The 17370-nt window shown below is 65.7% G+C and carries 17 protein-coding genes; 9 read left to right on the forward strand and 8 right to left on the reverse strand.

Annotated elements, in window-relative coordinates; translation table 11 throughout:
• Positions 1 to 20 precede the first annotated feature (20 nt).
• The 4 genes from LPW39_RS12465 to apbC form a co-directional block, all read right to left on the reverse strand.
• Entirely contained in the window at positions 21 to 314 is a 294-nt protein-coding gene (locus LPW39_RS12465) for a hypothetical protein (RefSeq protein WP_230775221.1), read from the reverse strand.
• Positions 314 to 2605, reverse strand: a complete 2292-nt coding sequence (locus LPW39_RS12470; protein WP_230775230.1) for an FdhF/YdeP family oxidoreductase — start codon at positions 2603 to 2605, stop codon at positions 314 to 316. Before LPW39_RS12470 ends, LPW39_RS12465 begins: the two co-directional genes overlap by 1 nt.
• Positions 2606 to 2687: 82 nt before the next feature.
• Entirely contained in the window at positions 2688 to 3653 is a 966-nt protein-coding gene (locus LPW39_RS12475) for a LysR family transcriptional regulator (protein WP_230775232.1), read from the reverse strand.
• On the reverse strand, positions 3653 to 4744 hold the full coding sequence (gene apbC / locus LPW39_RS12480; protein WP_230775234.1) for an iron-sulfur cluster carrier protein ApbC: 1092 nt from the start codon (positions 4742 to 4744) through the stop codon (positions 3653 to 3655). Before apbC ends, LPW39_RS12475 begins: the two co-directional genes overlap by 1 nt.
• A 108-nt stretch (positions 4745 to 4852) precedes the next feature.
• Here apbC and LPW39_RS12485 point away from each other — a divergent pair, with 108 nt between their 5' ends.
• From LPW39_RS12485 to LPW39_RS12500, 4 genes are all read left to right on the forward strand, one after another.
• The gene (locus tag LPW39_RS12485; RefSeq protein ID WP_230775236.1) at positions 4853 to 5434 is read left to right on the forward strand and encodes a restriction endonuclease; all 582 of its coding nucleotides are present in this window, start codon (positions 4853 to 4855) and stop codon (positions 5432 to 5434) included.
• A 75-nt stretch (positions 5435 to 5509) separates the two neighbouring features.
• Positions 5510 to 6775 (forward strand): patatin-like phospholipase family protein, encoded by a 1266-nt coding sequence (locus LPW39_RS12490; RefSeq protein ID WP_230775238.1) that lies wholly within the window; start codon positions 5510 to 5512, stop codon positions 6773 to 6775.
• 121 nt (positions 6776 to 6896) lie between these two features.
• Positions 6897 to 9047, forward strand: a complete 2151-nt coding sequence (gene metG, locus LPW39_RS12495; RefSeq protein WP_230775248.1) for a methionine--tRNA ligase — start codon at positions 6897 to 6899, stop codon at positions 9045 to 9047.
• Positions 9048 to 9052: 5 nt separating this feature from the next.
• Complete coding sequence (locus tag LPW39_RS12500) at positions 9053 to 9451, forward strand: hypothetical protein (RefSeq protein WP_230775250.1); 399 nt, start codon at positions 9053 to 9055, stop codon at positions 9449 to 9451.
• Between the two features lie 21 nt (positions 9452 to 9472).
• On the opposite strand, the gene LPW39_RS12505 is transcribed toward LPW39_RS12500, so the two are convergent.
• Positions 9473 to 10063 carry a YitT family protein gene (locus LPW39_RS12505; protein WP_407928837.1) on the reverse strand — a complete coding sequence of 197 codons (591 nt, stop codon included), beginning with the start codon at positions 10061 to 10063 and terminating at the stop codon, positions 9473 to 9475.
• A 413-nt stretch (positions 10064 to 10476) separates the two neighbouring features.
• Positions 10477 to 10971 carry an outer membrane protein assembly factor BamE gene (locus LPW39_RS12510; protein WP_230775254.1) on the reverse strand — a complete coding sequence of 165 codons (495 nt, stop codon included), beginning with the start codon at positions 10969 to 10971 and terminating at the stop codon, positions 10477 to 10479.
• A 44-nt stretch (positions 10972 to 11015) separates the two neighbouring features.
• Between LPW39_RS12510 and LPW39_RS12515 the strand changes: the two genes are divergently transcribed.
• The 3 genes from LPW39_RS12515 to LPW39_RS12525 all read left to right on the forward strand — a co-directional run bounded on the left by LPW39_RS12515 (position 11016) and on the right by LPW39_RS12525 (position 12577).
• The gene (locus LPW39_RS12515) at positions 11016 to 11222 is read left to right on the forward strand and encodes a DUF3460 family protein (RefSeq protein ID WP_021026491.1); all 207 of its coding nucleotides are present in this window, start codon (positions 11016 to 11018) and stop codon (positions 11220 to 11222) included.
• 130 nt (positions 11223 to 11352) lie between these two features.
• The gene (locus LPW39_RS12520) at positions 11353 to 12150 is read left to right on the forward strand and encodes a segregation and condensation protein A (protein ID WP_230775496.1); all 798 of its coding nucleotides are present in this window, start codon (positions 11353 to 11355) and stop codon (positions 12148 to 12150) included.
• 64 nt (positions 12151 to 12214) lie between these two features.
• Positions 12215 to 12577 (forward strand): 5-carboxymethyl-2-hydroxymuconate Delta-isomerase, encoded by a 363-nt coding sequence (locus tag LPW39_RS12525; RefSeq protein ID WP_133855365.1) that lies wholly within the window; start codon positions 12215 to 12217, stop codon positions 12575 to 12577.
• A gap of 117 nt (positions 12578 to 12694) precedes the next feature.
• On the opposite strand, the gene LPW39_RS12530 is transcribed toward LPW39_RS12525, so the two are convergent.
• On the reverse strand, positions 12695 to 14263 hold the full coding sequence (locus tag LPW39_RS12530) for a TerC family protein (protein ID WP_230775498.1): 1569 nt from the start codon (positions 14261 to 14263) through the stop codon (positions 12695 to 12697).
• Between the two features lie 243 nt (positions 14264 to 14506).
• Between LPW39_RS12530 and LPW39_RS12535 the strand changes: the two genes are divergently transcribed.
• Positions 14507 to 14788 carry a hypothetical protein gene (locus LPW39_RS12535; protein WP_230775256.1) on the forward strand — a complete coding sequence of 94 codons (282 nt, stop codon included), beginning with the start codon at positions 14507 to 14509 and terminating at the stop codon, positions 14786 to 14788.
• Between the two features lie 2 nt (positions 14789 to 14790).
• Here the strand turns inward: LPW39_RS12535 and LPW39_RS12540 are convergent, their stop codons facing one another.
• Positions 14791 to 16632, reverse strand: a complete 1842-nt coding sequence (locus LPW39_RS12540; RefSeq protein ID WP_230775265.1) for a chorismate-binding protein — start codon at positions 16630 to 16632, stop codon at positions 14791 to 14793.
• 72 nt (positions 16633 to 16704) lie between these two features.
• Between LPW39_RS12540 and LPW39_RS12545 the strand changes: the two genes are divergently transcribed.
• Positions 16705 to 17340, forward strand: coding sequence for a tRNA-uridine aminocarboxypropyltransferase (locus tag LPW39_RS12545; RefSeq protein ID WP_230775267.1), 636 nt, complete (start codon positions 16705 to 16707; stop codon positions 17338 to 17340).
• Positions 17341 to 17370: the final 30 nt, after the last annotated feature.

Consider the following 17370-nt stretch of genomic DNA (forward strand, 5'->3'; position numbering starts at 1 on the left):
CCACTACCCTGGGGCGCAGATCAGCCCTCGGTGATCTGCGCGGCGGCTGCGGCGCCGGCCGCCGTCAAGGCCAGCATCCAGCGCCCCTCCACCGCCTCCGCCTGCACCCAAGCGGGTTGCAGGGCCTGCTCCAGCAGCAGGTTGAGCATGGCCAGCTCGCGCAGCAGGCCGCTGGCAGGGGCATCCAGGCATTTGGCGATACGCACCAGCGCAACCGCCTGGCCGCCACGCGCCTGCTGCTCCTGCGCCAAGGCCTGCAACATGCGCTGCGCCAGCGGCGAGATTGCCGGAGCGGCGGCGCCCAAGCTCCCCATCACTGCGGCGCCAGGCCGGGCTCCAGCACCACCGGAATGGATTTGGAGGTGGGCGTGCCCGCATGCGCGGCCACGGCCGACAAGGGCACCAGCGGATTGGTCTCCGGGTAGTAGGCGGCCAGGTTGCCGCGCGGAATGTCATAGGCCACCAGCTTGAAGCCCTCGACACAGCGCTGCTGGCCATCGTCCCAGACGGTGCGGATATTGACCCAGTCGCCATCGGCCAGGCCCAGATCGCGGATGTCATCGGCATGGATGAAGACCACCCGGCGCTGGCCAAACACGCCCCGGTAGCGGTCGTCCATGCCATAGATGGTGGTGTTGTACTGGTCGTGCGAGCGGGTGGTCAGCAACGTGAACACGCGCTGGTCACGCAGCCGCGCACGCGCCCGGTGCACAGGGGTATCTACCGGCACCGCATGGGCGTGGAAGCTGGCCTTGCCACTGGCGGTGGCCCAGATGCGCTCGCTGGCCGTGTTGCGCAGCCGAAAGCCACCGGGCACGGCCACGCGCTGGTTGAAGTCGGCAAAGTCGGGGAAGACCTTGGCGATCTCGTCGCGGATCAGCGCGTAGTCGGCGGCCAGCGCCAGCCAGTCCACCCGGCTGCGCGCGCCCAGGGTGGCATGGGCCAGGCGCGCCACAATCGCCGGCTCGGACAGCAGATGGGCCGAGGCCGGTGGGTTCATGCCCATCGACAAGTGCACCATGCTCATCGAATCCTCCACCGTCACGCCCTGGGGCTGGCCGTTTTGCAGGTCGATCTCGGTGCGCCCCAGGCAGGGCAGCAGCAAGGCCTGGCGGCCATGCACCACATGGCTGCGGTTGAGCTTGGTGGTGACCTGCACGGTCAGCGCGCAGCGCTGCAGGCCTTTCCAGGTTTCATAGGTATCGGGCGTGGCAGCGGCAAAATTGCCCCCCAGCGCAAAAAACACCTGGGCCTGGCCGTCGCGCATGCTGGCAATGGCCTCCACCGTGTCCATCCCGTGGGCGCGCGGTGGCGCAAAGCCATAGACCTCTTGCAGCCGGTCCAGCAGCGCTGGGGGCGGTTTTTCCCAAATGCCCATGCTGCGGTCGCCCTGCACATTGCTGTGGCCGCGCACCGGGCAAGGCCCTGCCCCGGGGCGGCCGATATGGCCGCGCAGCAGCAGCAGGTTCAGAATCATCTGGATGGTGGCGACCGAATGCGCATGCTGGGTGATGCCCATGCCCCAGCAGGCAATCACCTTGTCCGCGCCCAGGTAGACATCGGCTGCTGCCCGCATCTGCGCTTCGCTCAGGCCCGACTCCTGCGCCAGCAGCGCCCAGTCTTCCTCGTGCAGGCTCTGCGCCAGCGCCTCAAAACCGGTGGTGTGCGCGGCGATGAAGCCATGGTCCAGCACGCCGCCCCGGGCCGCCTCTTGCTCCAGCACATGCTTGAGCATGCCCCGCAGCGCCGCCAGGTCGCCGCCCACGCGCAGCTGAAAGTAGTGCGTGCTGATGGGGGTCGAGCCCAGCGTCGCCATCTCCAGCTTGTCCTGCGGGTCGGCAAAGCGCTCCAGTCCGCGCTCGCGCAAGGGGTTGAAGCTGACGATGCGCGCGCCACGCTTGTGCGCCTCGCGCAGCTCGCCGAGCATGCGCGGGTGGTTGGTGCCCGGGTTCTGGCCAAAGATGAAGATCGCATCAGCCTCTTCAAAATCCGCCAGGGTCACCGTGCCCTTGCCCACGCCAATCTGCTCGCGCATGGCCGAGCCGCTGGGCTCATGGCACATGTTGGAGCAATCGGGGAAATTGTTGGTGCCGTATTCGCGCACAAACAGCTGGTAGAGGAAGGCCGCCTCATTGCTGGCCCGCCCCGAGGTGTAGAACACCGCCTGGTCCGGGCTGGGCAGCGCGTTCAGGTGCCGGGCGATCAGCGCAAAGGCATCGTCCCAGGCAATCGGCAGGTAGTGGTCGCTGGCCGGGTCATAGACCATCGGATGCGTCAGCCGGCCCTGGTCCTCCAGCCAGAAATCGCTTTGCTGGGCGAGCTCGCGCACGCTGTAGCGGGCAAACAGCTCGGGGCCTGCGCGGCGGGCCGTGGCCTCGGCGGCAACGGCCTTGACGCCGTTCTCGCAGAACTCGAAGGTCGAGGCATGGTTGCGGTCGGGCCAGGCGCAGCCCGGGCAGTCAAAGCCGTCGGGCTGGTTGGCGGACAGCAGCGTCTTGGCCCCCTTGACGGCGATGTCGTGGTGCAGCAGCGTGTTCTTGACACTGTTCAGGGCGCCCCAGCCACCGGCTGGGCCTTTGTAGAAGGCGATTTTTTGTTCTTGCATGGCAGGACTCGTTGAGCCCTGCATTTCAACCCGCTGCCCTGCCAGCGTCAAATTCAATGCCGCAATGCCAGCATTCGCAAAACTATGCCTGGGCTGCCGGTGCCGCCGCAGCCAAGGCGCCGGCATGCTGCAGGCACTGCTGCTGCCATTCAGCCTGCGCCATCAGCGCGCGCGCCGCCTCAAGCGCTGGCATGCCCTGCTGGGATTGCTGGTAGAGAAAGGCGACTTCGCTCTCGACCACCGGCTCCACCAGCGGCCAGGCACGCAGGCCCGGCGTGTGCCGCACGGTGGCCAACACGGCGCCGGGCACGATGCTGGCCACCTGGCCCTCGCCCACCGCCTGCAGCAATGCCTGGACGGAATTGGTCTCCATGGCCGGCTGCACCTGCACGCCGACGGCCAACAAGCTGCGCTCCACAATCTGGCGGTTGTGCATATCGGGCGTCAGCAGGCACAGCGGCTGCTGCGCGGCCTGGGCCCAGCCCAGGGGCTCGGCCGCATGCAGGGAATCGGCCACGCAGGCCGGGTTCGGCGCCGCTTGCAACAGGTAGTAGTGTTCCTGGTACTGGGGCGCGCAATGGGTGCGCGGGCGGCGGATGCGGTCGCTGTAGCCCAGCGCCAGATCCAGGCTCAACTCTTCGAGGCCGCGTTCAATATCGGGGGAACTCATCGCATGCAGCACAGGCACCAGGCCCGGGTGCTGGCGGCGCAGCAGGCTGGCAAAGCGCAGCAGCATCGGCATGGCCGTGGGCACGGCCGCCATGCGCAGCTGCCCTTGCAACTGGCCCGCCTGGGCGCTCAGGCGTTGGCGCAGGCGCGCCTCGCTTTGCAGCATCTCCAGGCCGGTTTGCAGCACCTGCTCACCCTCGGGCGTGAAGCCGGCAAACACCCGGCCCCGGCGCACGATGGCCACGCCAAACTCGGCCTCCAGCGCGCGCAGCGCATTGGACAGGGCCGGCTGGGTGATATGGCAGGCCTGTGCTGCCCGCGCGAAATGGCCATGCGCATGGAGCGCGGCCAGGTAGCGCATGGCAGCGAGCAGGTTCATCAGGTGTTGCTGCTGACGGAGATGGTCGGGAACTTCGACGAGAAGTCCTTGGCCTGCTGCGCAATCTTGACGGCGATGCTGCGGGCCACCTGCTTGTAGATGGCGGCCACTTCGCTGTCAGGCGCCGCCACCACGGTGGGGGTGCCACTGTCGGCCTGCTCGCGGATCTGCATCGACAGCGGCAGCGCGCCCAGGTAGTCGAGCTGGTAGTCGGCGGCCATGTGCTTGCCGCCATCGGCGCCAAAGATATGCTCCACATGGCCGCAGTGGGTGCAGACATGCATGGCCATGTTCTCGATCACGCCCAGCAGCGGCACGCCGACCTTCTCGAACATCTTGATGCCCTTGCGCGCGTCGAGCAAGGCAATGTCCTGCGGCGTGGTGACGATCACGGCACCGGTCAGCGGCACGCGCTGGCTCAGGGTCAGCTGGATGTCGCCGGTGCCCGGTGGCATGTCGATCAGCAGGTAGTCGAGGCCGGCCCAGTTGGTCTGGCGCAGCATCTGCTCCAGCGCCTGCACGGCCATCGGGCCGCGCCAGATCATCGCCTGGTCCTGGTCGACCAGCAGGCCGATCGACATCACCTGCACGCCATGGTTGAGCTTGGGCTCCATGGTCTTGCCATCGCTGCTCTCGGGCTTGCCGTCCACGCCCATCATCATCGTCTGGCTGGGGCCGTAGATATCGGCATCCAGCACGCCGACGCTGGCGCCCTCGGCCGCCAGGGCCAGCGCCAGGTTGGCGGTGGTGGTGCTCTTGCCCACGCCGCCCTTGCCCGATGCCACGGCAATGATGTTCTTCACGCCCGGGATCAGCGGCACACCGCGCTGCACCGCATGCGTGATCACCTTGTTGCTGATGCTCACCGAGACGTTCTCCACGCCCGGCACCGACTTGGCGGCCGCCACGAACTGGCTGCGCAGCTGCGGCACCAGGCTTTTGGCGGGGTAGCCCATCTCCACATCAAAGGCGACATCGCCGCCATTGATCTGGAGGTTGCGCACGGCACGCGTGCTGACAAAATCTTTGCCCGTGTGGGGGTCTTGAACGCTGGCCAGCGCGGCCAGTAACGTTGTTTCGGTCACTGTCATCGTGTTTTCTATTCCTGAGACAGCAATAAGTCTAGCGAACCGCGCTTGCCCTTGCGAACCAGCGACAATCTGGGCTTTTCCCCTGCACCTCTTGAAAGACCTGCACCCGTGAAACTGAAAATGGCCGAGAACTCCGTGTTTGCGATCTTGCTGCGCTCGTCGTGGTGGATCAGTGTGGTGGTCGGAGCCATCATCGTGGTGCTATGCCTGGCGCTGCTGCCCAAGGACATCCGCTTTGTCGGCGCCGCCGGCAGCCTGCCTTTTCTGGTGATCGGCGCCATGGCCGCCAAGCGCCAGTGGAACCAGCCCAGCGCTGCAGCCACCGAGGCGCTGCTGGCGCAGGCCAGCGCCATGTCCAGCCGCGATCTGCAGGCCTGGCTGAGCCGCGCTTGGCAGGCCGAGGGCTATACCGTCACAGCCGTGCAGCAAGGCGCGGCCGATCTGCAGCTGGCGCGCAACGGCCAGACCACCCTGGTGCAAACCAAGCGCAGCAAGGCTGGCGTGCATGGCATCGAGCCGCTGCGGGCGCTGCATGAGGCCGCCAGCCAGGCGGGCGCGGCCAGCGTCTATGTGCTGCTGCAAGGCGAGCTCAGTGACAACGCGCGCACGTTTGCCCGCGACCAGAAAATCGTGCTGCTGCAGAACCTGGCGCTGGCAACCCTGCTGAAAAAGGCGGCGGCGAAGGCCTGATTTTTTTCCGTTGGGGCACAGCCCAGCGACAGCAGCGCTTGGCGCAGCACCCCCGTTTCGGCTATGGTGCTGCCCATGTCTCCCGCTCTGCACTACAGCCCCCATTCCGCCGCCACCGCCATCGTGCTCTCGGGGGGCGGCGCGCGCGCCGCCTACCAGGTGGGGGTTTTGCAGGCGCTGTCGCGCTTGCGCCAGAACGCCGGGGCCGACCATGAACCTACGCCCTTCCCCATAGCAGTAGGCACCTCGGCCGGCGCGATCAATGCGGCCGGCCTGGCCTGTGGCGCGGACCATTTCGACCTGGCGGTGCAGCGGCTCTCGCGGGTGTGGCGCAATTTCTCCACCAGCCAGGTCTACCGTGCCGATGCCTTTGGAGTCATGCGCAGCGGGGCGCGCTGGCTCAGCCTGCTGACCCTGGGCTGGGCACTGACCCGCTGGCACCACAGCAAACCGCGCTCGCTGCTGGACAACGCCCCCTTGCTGGATCTGCTGCAGGCCGAGCTGCCGCTGGAAAAAATACCCCAGCTGCTGCACAGCGGCAAGCTGTCGGCGCTGGCCATCACCGCATCGAGCTACACCACCGGCGAGCACATCACCTTCTACGAAGCCGGCCCGCATGTGCCCAGCTGGTCGCGCACGCAGCGCCGCGCCATCCAGGACCGCATCAGCCACCAGCACCTGATGGCCTCGTCGTCGATCCCCTTTATCTTTCCACCCGCCGAGCTGATGCTGCGTGGCCAGTACAACTACCTGGGCGACGGCGCGATGCGCCAGACCGCCCCGTTGGCGCCTGCCGTGCACCTGGGCGCTCAGCGCATTGTGGTGGTCGGTGTAGGCCGCTCGCACGAGGTGCTGCACCTGCCCCAGGGCGAGCACCCGCCGTTTCCGTCGCTGGCCCAGGTGGCCGGCCATGCACTGTCCACCATCTTTCTTGATGCGCTGTCGGTCGATGTGGAACGGGCCCAGCGCATCAACCACACGCTGAGCCTGATCCCGGAAGCCGAGCGCGCCCGCAGCGCACTGCGGCCGCTGGATTTGCTGGTGATCACGCCATCGCAATCGCTGGACGCGTTGGCGCTGGAGCACCTGCAAGAGCTGCCCACGCCGGTGCGGGCGCTGCTGGGTGCGATGGGCGTGTCGGTGCACAGCCAGAACGTGGGCAGCGCTGCGCTGGCCAGCTATCTGCTGTTTGAGCCGGGCTATACCCGCGCACTGATTGCGCTGGGCCGGGCCGATACCATGGCGCGGCGCGACGAGGTCTGCGCCTTTTTTGGCTGGGGCAGCCGCCCGGCGGGCCCCGCCAATCCCCTGGTCGCGCCATCTGGCCCCGTAAGCGCCTAGAATTGGCCGGTTCTGGAGCGCCTGCGCGCGCGAGGGCTGGCTGCGCCACCCTCCCTGTGACCAGAATCCGCAACGGCCACCGGCCTGCGTCCTCTCTGTGATTAGAAAGTTCCGCAACCCTATGTCTCAACGAAAGATTTTCGTCACCACCGCCCTGCCGTATGCCAACGGCAACTTCCACATCGGCCACATCATGGAATACATCCAGGCCGATACCTGGGTGCGTGCGCAGCGAATGCAGGGCAATGCGGTGAACTTTGTCGGCGCCGATGACGCCCATGGCGCGCCCATCATGATTGCCGCCGAAAAAGCCGGCAAGACGCCCCAGCAGTTTGTCGCCGACATCGCCGCCGGCCGCAAGCAGTACCTCGACGGCTTCCACATCGGTTTTGACAACTGGAGCAATACCGACAGCCCCGAGAACCACGAGCTGTCCAAGCAGATCTACCTGGACCTGAAGGCCGCCGGCTTTATCGAGACGCGCACCATCGAGCAGTTCTTCGACCCCGAGAAGAACATGTTCCTGCCTGACCGCTTCATCAAGGGCGAATGCCCGCGCTGCCACGCCAAGGACCAGTACGGCGACAACTGCGAAGTCTGCAGCTCCGTCTATGCGCCCACCGACCTGATCAACCCCTACTCGGCACTGTCTGGCGCCAAGCCGGTGATGAAGAGTTCGGAGCATTTCTTCTTCAAGCTGTCCGACCCGCGCGCGGTCGAGTTCCTGACCCAGTGGACCCAGGACGGCCAGCATGTGCAGCCCGAAGTGGCCGCCAAGATCAAGGAATGGTTCGGCGTGCGCACCAACCCCGATGGCTCGACCAGCGAAGGCCTGGACGACTGGGACATCTCGCGCGATGCGCCCTACTTCGGCATCGAAATCCCTGACGCACCGGGCAAGTACTTCTATGTCTGGCTGGATGCGCCTGTGGGCTACCTGGCCTCGCTGAAGAACCTGCTGGCCCAGCGCGGCGAGGACTACGACGCCTACATGGCCGATCCGGCGCTGGAGCAGTACCACTTCATCGGCAAGGACATCATCACCTTCCACACCCTGTTCTGGCCGGCGATGCTGAAGTTCAGCGGCCGCAAGACCCCCACCAAGATCTGCGTGCACGGCTTCCTGACCGTGAACAACGGCGAGAAGATGAGCAAGAGCCGTGGCACCGGCCTCGATCCGCTCAAGTACCTGGCCCTCAAGATGAACCCCGAGTGGCTGCGCTACTACCTGGGCGCCAAGCTCAATGGCAAGAACGAAGACATCGACTTCACCGCCGAAGACTTCATGCTGCGCGTCAATTCCGACCTGATCGGCAAGTATGTGAACATCGCCTCGCGCGCTGCCGGCTTTATCAGCAAGCGCTTTGAAGGCCGCCTGGGCGAGGTGAGCGCCGACGGCCAGGAGCTGCTGGCCCTGCTGCGCGCGCAAAAGGAGGCGATTGTGGCCGCCTACGAGGCACGCGACACCGCCCGCGCCGCCCGCGAGATCATGCAGCTGTGCGACAAGGTCAACAGCTATGTCGATGCCAACAAGCCCTGGGAGCTGGCCAAAAAGGACGGCATGGAGCAGCGCCTGCACGATGTCTGCACGGTCTGCATCGAAGCCTTCCGTATCCTGACCATCTACCTCAAGCCGATCCTGCCGGGTGTGGCTGCCGAGGTGGCGAACTTCCTGATCGTGCCGCCCGAGCAATTTGCCGACGTGGACAAGCCGCTGGGCGCTGGTCACCAGATCGGCATCTACCAGCATCTGATGCAACGCGTGGACCCGCTGCAGCTCGAAGCGCTGTTCGAAACCCCTGCCAGCCAGGAAAAGGCGGCGGCCGCTGCAGCGCCTGCCAAGGCCAAGAAGGCGGAGAAGAAAGCCGAAGCCGTGGTGGACCCGAACGCCCCCGGTGGCGAGCCGCTGGCCGACACCATTGGCATCGACGACTTTGCCCGCATCGACCTGCGCATTGCCAGGATTGTCGAATGTAAGGCCGTCGAAGGCTCGACCAAGCTGCTGCAGCTGACCCTGGACGTTGGTGAAAAGGGTGAAGACGGCCATCCCAAGACCCGCAATGTGTTCAGCGGCATCAGCAGCATGTACACGCCCGAGCAGCTGCAAGGCAAGCTCACCGTGCTGGTCGCCAACCTGGCGCCGCGCAAGATGAAGTTCGGAATCTCCGAAGGCATGGTGCTGGCTGCCAGCCATGCCGACGAGAAGGCCCACCCCGGCATCTATGTGTTGGAGCCCTTCCCCGGCGCGCTGCCAGGCATGCGCATCCATTGATCCGGATGGCCGCTGACCGCCGCCTCTTGCAGCCCCTGCGCTCCGTAGCCGCAGGGGCTTTTTACTGCGCCTCGGCCTTGCTGCTGGGCGGCTGCAGCGTTGTGGCCGTCGGCGCCGCCGCCGTTAGCGTGACCGCCACGGCGGTGGGGCTGGCCGCCGATGCGGCCGTGGGCACCGCCAAGGTGGTGGGCAAAGGCGTTGGCAAGGCCTATGACATGGCGACCGGCGAAGAACAGGACAACAGCGGAATAACAGTGCGCTACCGGGAGCCCCGGCCGGGCGAAACCTTCCCGCCGCCGCAGCCCAGCGAGCAGCTGGCAACGCAAGGGCCCGCACCTACCCCGCCAATGCCGCCGGCCAAGCCTGCAGCGGCACCAGAAACCGCCATCCCCAGCGGTCCCTGAACAACCCGGATTGGATAGCGCTCAGTTACCCGCGTAGCGACCGGGCCGGTGGCTGATCCACAGGAAGACGCTCATCACCACGGCCGCCAGCACCGAGTAGGCCACGCGCTCGAATGGCACCACCCACAGCGCCAGCAGCACCACGGTGCAGTCGATGACCATCTGCACCTTGCCGGCGCGGATGCCATAGCGGTCCTGCAGGTAGAGCGACACGATGGTGGCGCCGCCCAGGCTGGAGCGGTGGCGCGCCAAAAAGAGGCAGCCCGTGCCCATCAGCAGGCCACCGGCGATGGCGGCATACAACGGGTTGAGGTAATCGATATGGATAAAGCGCGGGCCGATATCGACCAGCAGCGCCAGCATCGCTACCGAGATAAAGGTCTTGACGGTGAACTCCGGCCCCATGCGCGTCCAGGCGAACCAGTAAAAAGGCAGATTGATCGCGAAGAAAATCGCGCCAAACGGCAGCCCCGTGGCGTAGTGCAGCAAAAAGGCCAGGCCCGCTGTGCTGCCCGTCAGCAAACCCGCCTGCGCGAACAGGCCCAAGGTGATCGAGACAAACAGCGAGCCGGTAAACAGCGCCTGTGCATCTTCAAAGCGGCCATGGCGCATGGCAGGCCCCGGCAGCGCGGCAGGAGCAACGGCCACGGTGCCGGGCAGGCCCGTGGTAGCGGTGGGGCGGGATAGCGGTGAGGACATGTCGGGTTGACAGCAAGTTTCGTGCCCGCGCAAGGGTGGCGCGCGGGGCTGCCTGGCATGGGTGATGCTAGGTATAAACCCGAATTTTAAAGAGTTTCAGCCCGTTACGGTAAAGGATCTTCTGCAAGACCCTCGCCAAGCGGGATGGGCGCGGATCGGGATGAGACGCAAGGCGTCTTTCGCGGTCAATAGCCGTAGCTATTGACAAGGAAGACCACGCAGCGGATCGCCCGAGCCCGCGTTCAGACCACGGCAGGGAGTTTTGCAGAAGGTCCTGAGGCATATCCGCAACAGTTCTGGGTCATCAGCGCCAATGGAAGCCGCCATCAGCGGCTGGGCACCACCTGGGTGCTGTTGCTGCGCAGCACCTTGCCCTGGGCATCAAACACCACGGTAAACAGCATCTTGGTATTGGGCGGATCAATCCAGCCCCAGTCCCATTCGGCTTCGTTCTTCAGCGGATAGCTGGTGCGCTTGGCCGGCTGGCCCAGCAGGCGGCGGATCTGCTGCTGGTCCATGCCCGGCTGCACCTTCGCAAAGTAAGCCGGGGCCAGCACCTGGCGCAGCGCGCTCATCTTGCCGTCGGTGCCAATGGTGATCATGTAGTTCTGCGCACCGGCAGGCTGGCGCGTGTATTCCAAGGTGTGCGAGCCATCGGCCTCGTCCCAGATCTGGTTGGGCTCGCCAAAACGGTCGCGCACGTCCTGCTCGGTCGAGACGTGCTCCTCCAGTTCCTTGATGCGCTGCTGGTCGCAGCCCGCCAAATACACGGAAACGGCCAGCGCAGAGGCGGCGATTGCAAATTTGGTCAGGAAGGACATGGTGAGGTTCGGTAGAATCCAGGCACAAGAGGTAAATATACGCTATGTCTTTCTTTCGCCGCCCCGACTACCAATCCGACACCACCCAGTTCCTGCTGAAGCTCAAGGCCGACAAGCCCGAGCTGGAGCAAGGCCAGCGCGAAGGCCGCGCCCTGCTGTGGGACAAGGATCTGGACCGCCAGCAGCAAGCCGAGTACCAGACTGCACGTGTGGCGCAAAAGCCCTACGTGTACCAAACCAACCACGATTGATCGCCCAGCCCGCTGCCGGCCGCCTGGCCCCGCAGCGGCTTTCGATCCCGCATAGCCCCCGCGCATGGCAACACCCGGCAACCTGAACACGGCTGAGGACGACGCACGCCCCGCCGCAGGTGACGCCGCCATGCCCGAGGTGGTGGACCAGGTGGCGCTCGCCCGTCTCTACGGCGAACCCCTGTTCGCCATGCCGACGGATCTCTACATCCCGCCCGATGCGCTCGAGGTGTTCCTGGAGGCTTTTGAAGGTCCGCTGGACTTGCTGCTCTACCTGATCCGCAAGCAGAACTTCAACATCCTCGACATTCCGATGCTGAGCGTCACCCGCCAGTACCTGAGCTATGTGGACGAGATCCGCAGCCGCAACCTGGAGCTGGCCGCCGAATACCTGCTGATGGCCGCGATGCTGATCGAGATCAAGTCGCGCATGCTGCTGCCGCCCAAAAAGCAGGCCGAGGGTGAAGAAGCCGAAGACCCCCGGGCCGAGCTGGTGCGCCGCCTGCTGGAGTACGAGCAGATGAAGCTGGCCGCCCAGGGCCTGGGCGCCGTGCCGCAGTACGGGCGCGATTTCATCAAAGCCCAGGTCTTTATAGAGCAGGCACTGCAGCCGCGCTTTCCGGATGTGGAGATGTCCGAGCTGCAGGAAGCCTGGCGCGACATCCTCAAACGCGCCAAGCTGGTGCAGACCCACAAGATCACCCGCGAAGAGCTCTCGGTGCGCGAGTACATGAGCGCCATCCTCAAGCGCCTGCAAGGCCGGCGCTTTGTGGAGTTCGAGGACATCTTCGAGCCCGAGAAAGGCAGCACCGTGCTGGTGGTGACCTTTATTGCGCTGCTGGAGTTGGCCAAGGAAACCTTGATCGAAATCACCCAGGCCGAAGCCTTTGCGCCCATCTATGTGCGGCTGTCGTACACGCCCGTCTGAGCCAGCGCCTGCCCACGCACCCACCCCTTTTCCCTGCTATCGCCCTATTCCAACGGAGACCACCATGCCGCATCTCGTCATCGAATACACCAACAACCTCGAGAACTTCCCCGAGGCCCATCTGCTCGACGCCCTCAACGCAGCCGTGATCGCCAGCGGCCAGGTGCAGAACGAGCAGGACCTCAAGAGCCGCGTTGTGCGCACCGAGCAGTTCGTCATTGGCGCCGACCCCACGGCACTGCGCGGCTTTGTGCATGCCGAGCTGCGCCTGCTGGCCGGCCGCACGCCCGAGGCCAAGCGCGACCTGTCCGATCGCATCGGCGCCGTGCTGCGCGAGTTCACGCCCCACCCCGAAGGCATGCTGGTGCAGCTGAGCGTGGACATTGTCGACATGGACCGGGGCGCTTACTACAAGGGCTCGCTGTAAGCAGCCTGTAGCGGCCGCGAGCTTCGCGGCGCCACCAATACAAAGGCCTGCCGTCTCTCGCAAGACGGCAGGCCTTTTTCATGCAGCGGCAGCGCCAGGCAGCCGCCTAGGCAGGGTTCAGTGCTCCGAGGGCATCTGGCCCTTGTTTTCCTTCTCGATGCGGATCTTGCGCATCACGCCATCGGTGGCCTCGGTGACGGCAAACTGCCAGCCATCGATCACCACCACATCGCCTTGCTGGGGCAGCGCACCGTTGAACTCGGTGAGCAGACCGCCCAAGGTGGTGAAGGCATCAGCAGACGAGACCAGCTCATTCGAACCCAGCAGCTGCTGCACCATATGCACATCGGCGGCGCCGCTGGCGATCCAGGTGTCGGGCTCGCCCTCCACCGCCTGGATCGTGAAGCTCTCGTCCTCGTCGGGGAACTCACCAGCAATCGCTTCGAGCACATCGACCGGCGTCACCACGCCACTCATCACATGGAATTCATTGATCACGATCACCATATGGCCCTTGGACTGGCGCAGGTCGTTGATCAGCGCGATCACGCCAGCGCCTTCGGGCACCATCAGCGGCTTGCGGATGGTGGCGGGCTGGATGGCGCCATGCTGCATCAGGTCCATCAGCATGTCCTTGGCACGCGCCACACCCTGGAGCTGGTCCACCTGGCCCATGCACACCGGCAAGTGGCTGTGCGGGTTGTCATTGAGCGAGCGCTGGATGGCCTCGGCATCGTCGCTCAGGTCCACCCAGTCCACATCCGAGACCGGGGTCATGATCGAGCGCACCTTGCGGTCGCCCAGCGACAGCACGCCGCTGACCATGATGCGCTCTTCCGGTGCAAAGGTCAGCTCGGCCTCGGCAGCGGTCGGGTCGTCCTGCGCATGCTCGGTCTGGTCATTGCCGCTGCGGCCAGCCATCAAGGACAGCACTTTCATCGCCGTGCGCTCACGCATCGGCACGCGCTGCTCATGGCGGATCGCGTTGCGTGAGGACACCTGGTTGAAGGTCTCGATCAGGATCGAGAAACCAATGGCGGCGTACAGATAGCCCTTGGGCACATGGAAGCCCAGGCCTTCGGCCACCAGGCTGAAGCCGATCATCAGCAGGAAGCTCAGGCAGAGGATGACGATGGTCGGGTGCGCATTGACAAAGCGGGTCAGCGGCTTGGAGGCAAACAGCATCACACCGATCGAGATGATGACGGCCGCCATCATCACGCCCAGGTTGTTGACCATGCCCACCGCGGTGATCACCGCATCCAGCGAGAAGACTGCATCCAGCACCACGATCTGCGCGACCACGGCTGAGAAGCTGGCGTAGACCGTGCTGCTCGACTTGCTCATGCTCACGCCTTCCATGCGCTCATGGAGCTCGGTCGTGGCCTTGAACAGCAGGAACAGACCGCCCAGCAGCAAGATCAGGTCGCGCCCCGAAAAACTGAGCGGCCCGACGGAAAACAGCGGTTGGGTGAGGGTAACCAGCCAGGAGATGGCCGTCAGCAGACCCAGTCGCATCACCAGGGCCAGGGACAGGCCGATGACACGTGCCTTGTCCCGCTGGTGTGGCGGCAACTTGTCGGCAAGGATCGCGATAAAGATGAGATTGTCTATGCCCAGAACGATCTCAAGCACCACCAGGGTGAGAAGACCAATCCATATCTGCGGGTCGGAGAGCAGCTCGATCATGCGGCGCTCCCTTCGAGGGGCAGAGACACCGTCAGCGGTGTACTGGGGCTAGAACTAAAGGACAGCGACAGGGTGGTCGCGCACGGGAGAGGCTCAGGGTCCGGGTTGTCGGGCATAAAATCCGAAGGGTTGCTAAACAGCCTCCATCCTAACGTGCGGCACAAAAACCCTTGGAGTCTGGCCCATTCGTCACGGGAGCGACATGCTGCACAAGCCTCCTATCTTGAACGCTCAACCCTTATGCCTTCTTCTTTGACCGATGAAGATTTGCTCGCGATGGAACAGCGCTTGGCAGCCACGCAAGCAGCGCCATGGACTTCTTATGTTGAAGGTCGCGACCATACATGCGGTTCCGACTTCATCCAAACCGGTGAAGGTGCCGCCCGAGGCGAAGACATCGAACTGAGCGGCGCGACCGTGGCGGACCAGGATTTCATCGCCGCTGCGCGGCAAGACATGCCACGCCTCTTGGCCGAGGTTCGAGCGCTGAGAAAACTGCTGGCGTCTTCCCGCCAGCAATAAGCCTATGGGCCGGCGTCAGGCTGCGGCCAGACCGGCGCCTTACCCAGCACCTGCGCCGGTATCCAGCCGCGCAGGCTGTTGAGAAAAGCCCAGGCCTGCACACGCGGTACATCGCTCAAGGTCACCACACCTTCCACCACCTGGCCCGCCTCCAGCGCCAGGCGGCGCCCCACGCCAGGCAGCAGGCCGCAGTGCAGTGCGGGCGTGATCCAGCGGCCGTCGATTTGCATGGCGATATTGCCCCGGGTGGTCTCGGTGATCTCACCGGCCTCGTTCCACAACAGGGTGTCGAACACGCTGCTGTCCTGCGGCGCCCAGCGCTCGTAGTGCGCGCGGCGGCTGGTCTTGAAGCGCACAAACTCGCCATGCGCCTCGGCCAGCGGCGCAGCCGCCCATTGCAGACTGACCTGCGCAGGCGATGGCGGGCAGGCAAAGGCCTCGGCCTGGAACCTGCCCTGGGCATGGAGCAGCAGGCGCAGGCGCCACAGGCCTTGCGGATGGGCTTGGGCCAGGCAGTCCAAAGCCGCTCGCGCGGCCACCCCATCCCAGCGGTAGCCAAAATGCGCGGCCGCTGCGGCCATGCGCTCCAGGTGCAGCGCGGCATGGCGCAGCTGGCCATCGTCCAGCGCCAGGGTTTCGATCAGCTCAAAGGGCATGCTGGCCCGCTCCAGAAAGGCACGCTTGTGCATCCATTCGCGCCACTCGCCGTCAGCCGTGGCATCAGCGGTGATGCCGCTGCCAATGCCGCATTGCAGCTGCGTGCCGCGCAAGGCCACCGTGCGGATGGGGACGTTGAAAGTGGCGCGTATACCACCAGCACCATCGGAGCGCACAACGCCCAAGGCGCCGCAGTACCAGCCGCGCGGCTCTAGTTCCAACTCGGCAATCGCCTGCATCGCCGCCCGCTTGGGCGCGCCGGTGACCGAGCCGCAGGGGAACAAGGCCTGCATCACATCGACCAGGCCGGTGCCCTGGGGCAGCCGGGCCCGCACGTCCGAGGTCATCTGCCACACCGTGGGCAGCGCCTGCAAAGCAAACAGCTGCGGCACCTGCACGCTGCCCAGCTGCGCAATGCGCGCCAGGTCATTGCGCAGCAGGTCAACCACCATCACGTTCTCGGCCCGCTCCTTGGCCGATGCGCGCAAGCCCTGGGCCTGGGCCTCGTCCTGTGCAGGGTTGCTGCCCCTTGCGGCCGTGCCCTTCATCGGGCGGGTCAAGATATCACCCGCGCCGCTGGCCGGTTGGTGCCAGTCGAAAAACAGCTCGGGCGATACCGACAGCAGCTGCTCATCGCCCCGGTCGATATGCAGCGCATAGCCGCCGGGCTGGGCCTGCTGCAACGCGGCAAACAGCGCGGCGCCATCCAGCTGATCGCTGCCGGGCAAGGCGCTCTGGCCTTGCAGCTGCTGGGTGTAGTTGATCTGGTAGTAAGCGCCGTTGCGGATGTCCGCATGGATGCGCGCCATCTGCGCATCAAACTGCTGGCGGCTCAGCGTACCGTGCCATTGCAGTTGCACGGCGGGCGTGTCGGCCTCAGGGAATGGCTCCAAGTCAACGGGTGGCGCATCCCAGACCGCAAACCAGGCCAGGGGCTCGCCGCTGGGCGCGGGCTGTGTCGGCAGATAGGGGTTCAGCGCCGAGGCGGCCTCATAGCGCAGGCCGCCCACGCAGCAGGCGCCCGCGCGGGCGGCCTGTTCCACGGCATCCAGCAAGGCGCGCAAGGTAGCTGCATCCTGTGCCTCCAGCACCCGGTCCGGGCCGGACAGGGTCAGGCGCAGGCGCTCGGCACCGGACAAGGGCTGGCCCATATCGATGCGGGCAGAAAAGGGCTTGTGCGCTGTCATAGGGGCGCCAGCATAGCGGCGCCGCCTTGTCCTTGCAGGACAATAGCCATCTGTCCGCTCCCTGCCTGCCCCGTGTCCTCTGCCCCGCGCCGCCTCCAATGCCCCCGCTGCCACCGTCCGCAAAGCGCCTGCATCTGCGCGCTGGCGCAGCCGCTGCAGGCTGCTACCCAGGTGCTGATCCTGCAGCACCCGCTGGAGCTGCAGGAGGCCAAGGGCACCGCGCGCCTGCTGCACCTGTGCCTGCCGGGCAGCCGGCTGGAAGTGGGGGAGGCCTTTGCGCCGCAGCAGCTGGAGCAATGGCTGTACGGCGCCTGGCCCGGCGCAGAAGCCCCCCAGCACACCCTGCTGCTCTACCCCCAGACACCCGACCAGCCCGCCGCCCTGATGGCGCTGACGGGCCGCGACGCGCCAGCACCCGTCCAGCGCCTGGTGCTGATCGACGGGACCTGGCGCAAGAGCCGCAAGATGCTCTATGCCAACCCGCTGCTGGCCCGGTTGCCCCGCCTGGCGTTGACCGATACCGGGCCGGCCGGCTACCGCATCCGCAAGGCGCCGCGCGCAGGCCAGCTCTCGACCCTGGAGGCAGCCGCGCTGGCGCTGCAACAGCTGGAGGCCTGGCCCGATGGCGCACCGCCGCTGCAGGCGCTGCAGCAGTCCTTTGACGGCCTGATCGCGCAGTACGAACGCCTGCGTGCAGCACATTCATAATTGGCGCCCTGGCGACAATGCGCCCGCCTG

This window comes from Comamonas koreensis, assembly GCF_021026195.1.
Lineage (GTDB): Bacteria > Pseudomonadota > Gammaproteobacteria > Burkholderiales > Burkholderiaceae_C > Comamonas > Comamonas koreensis.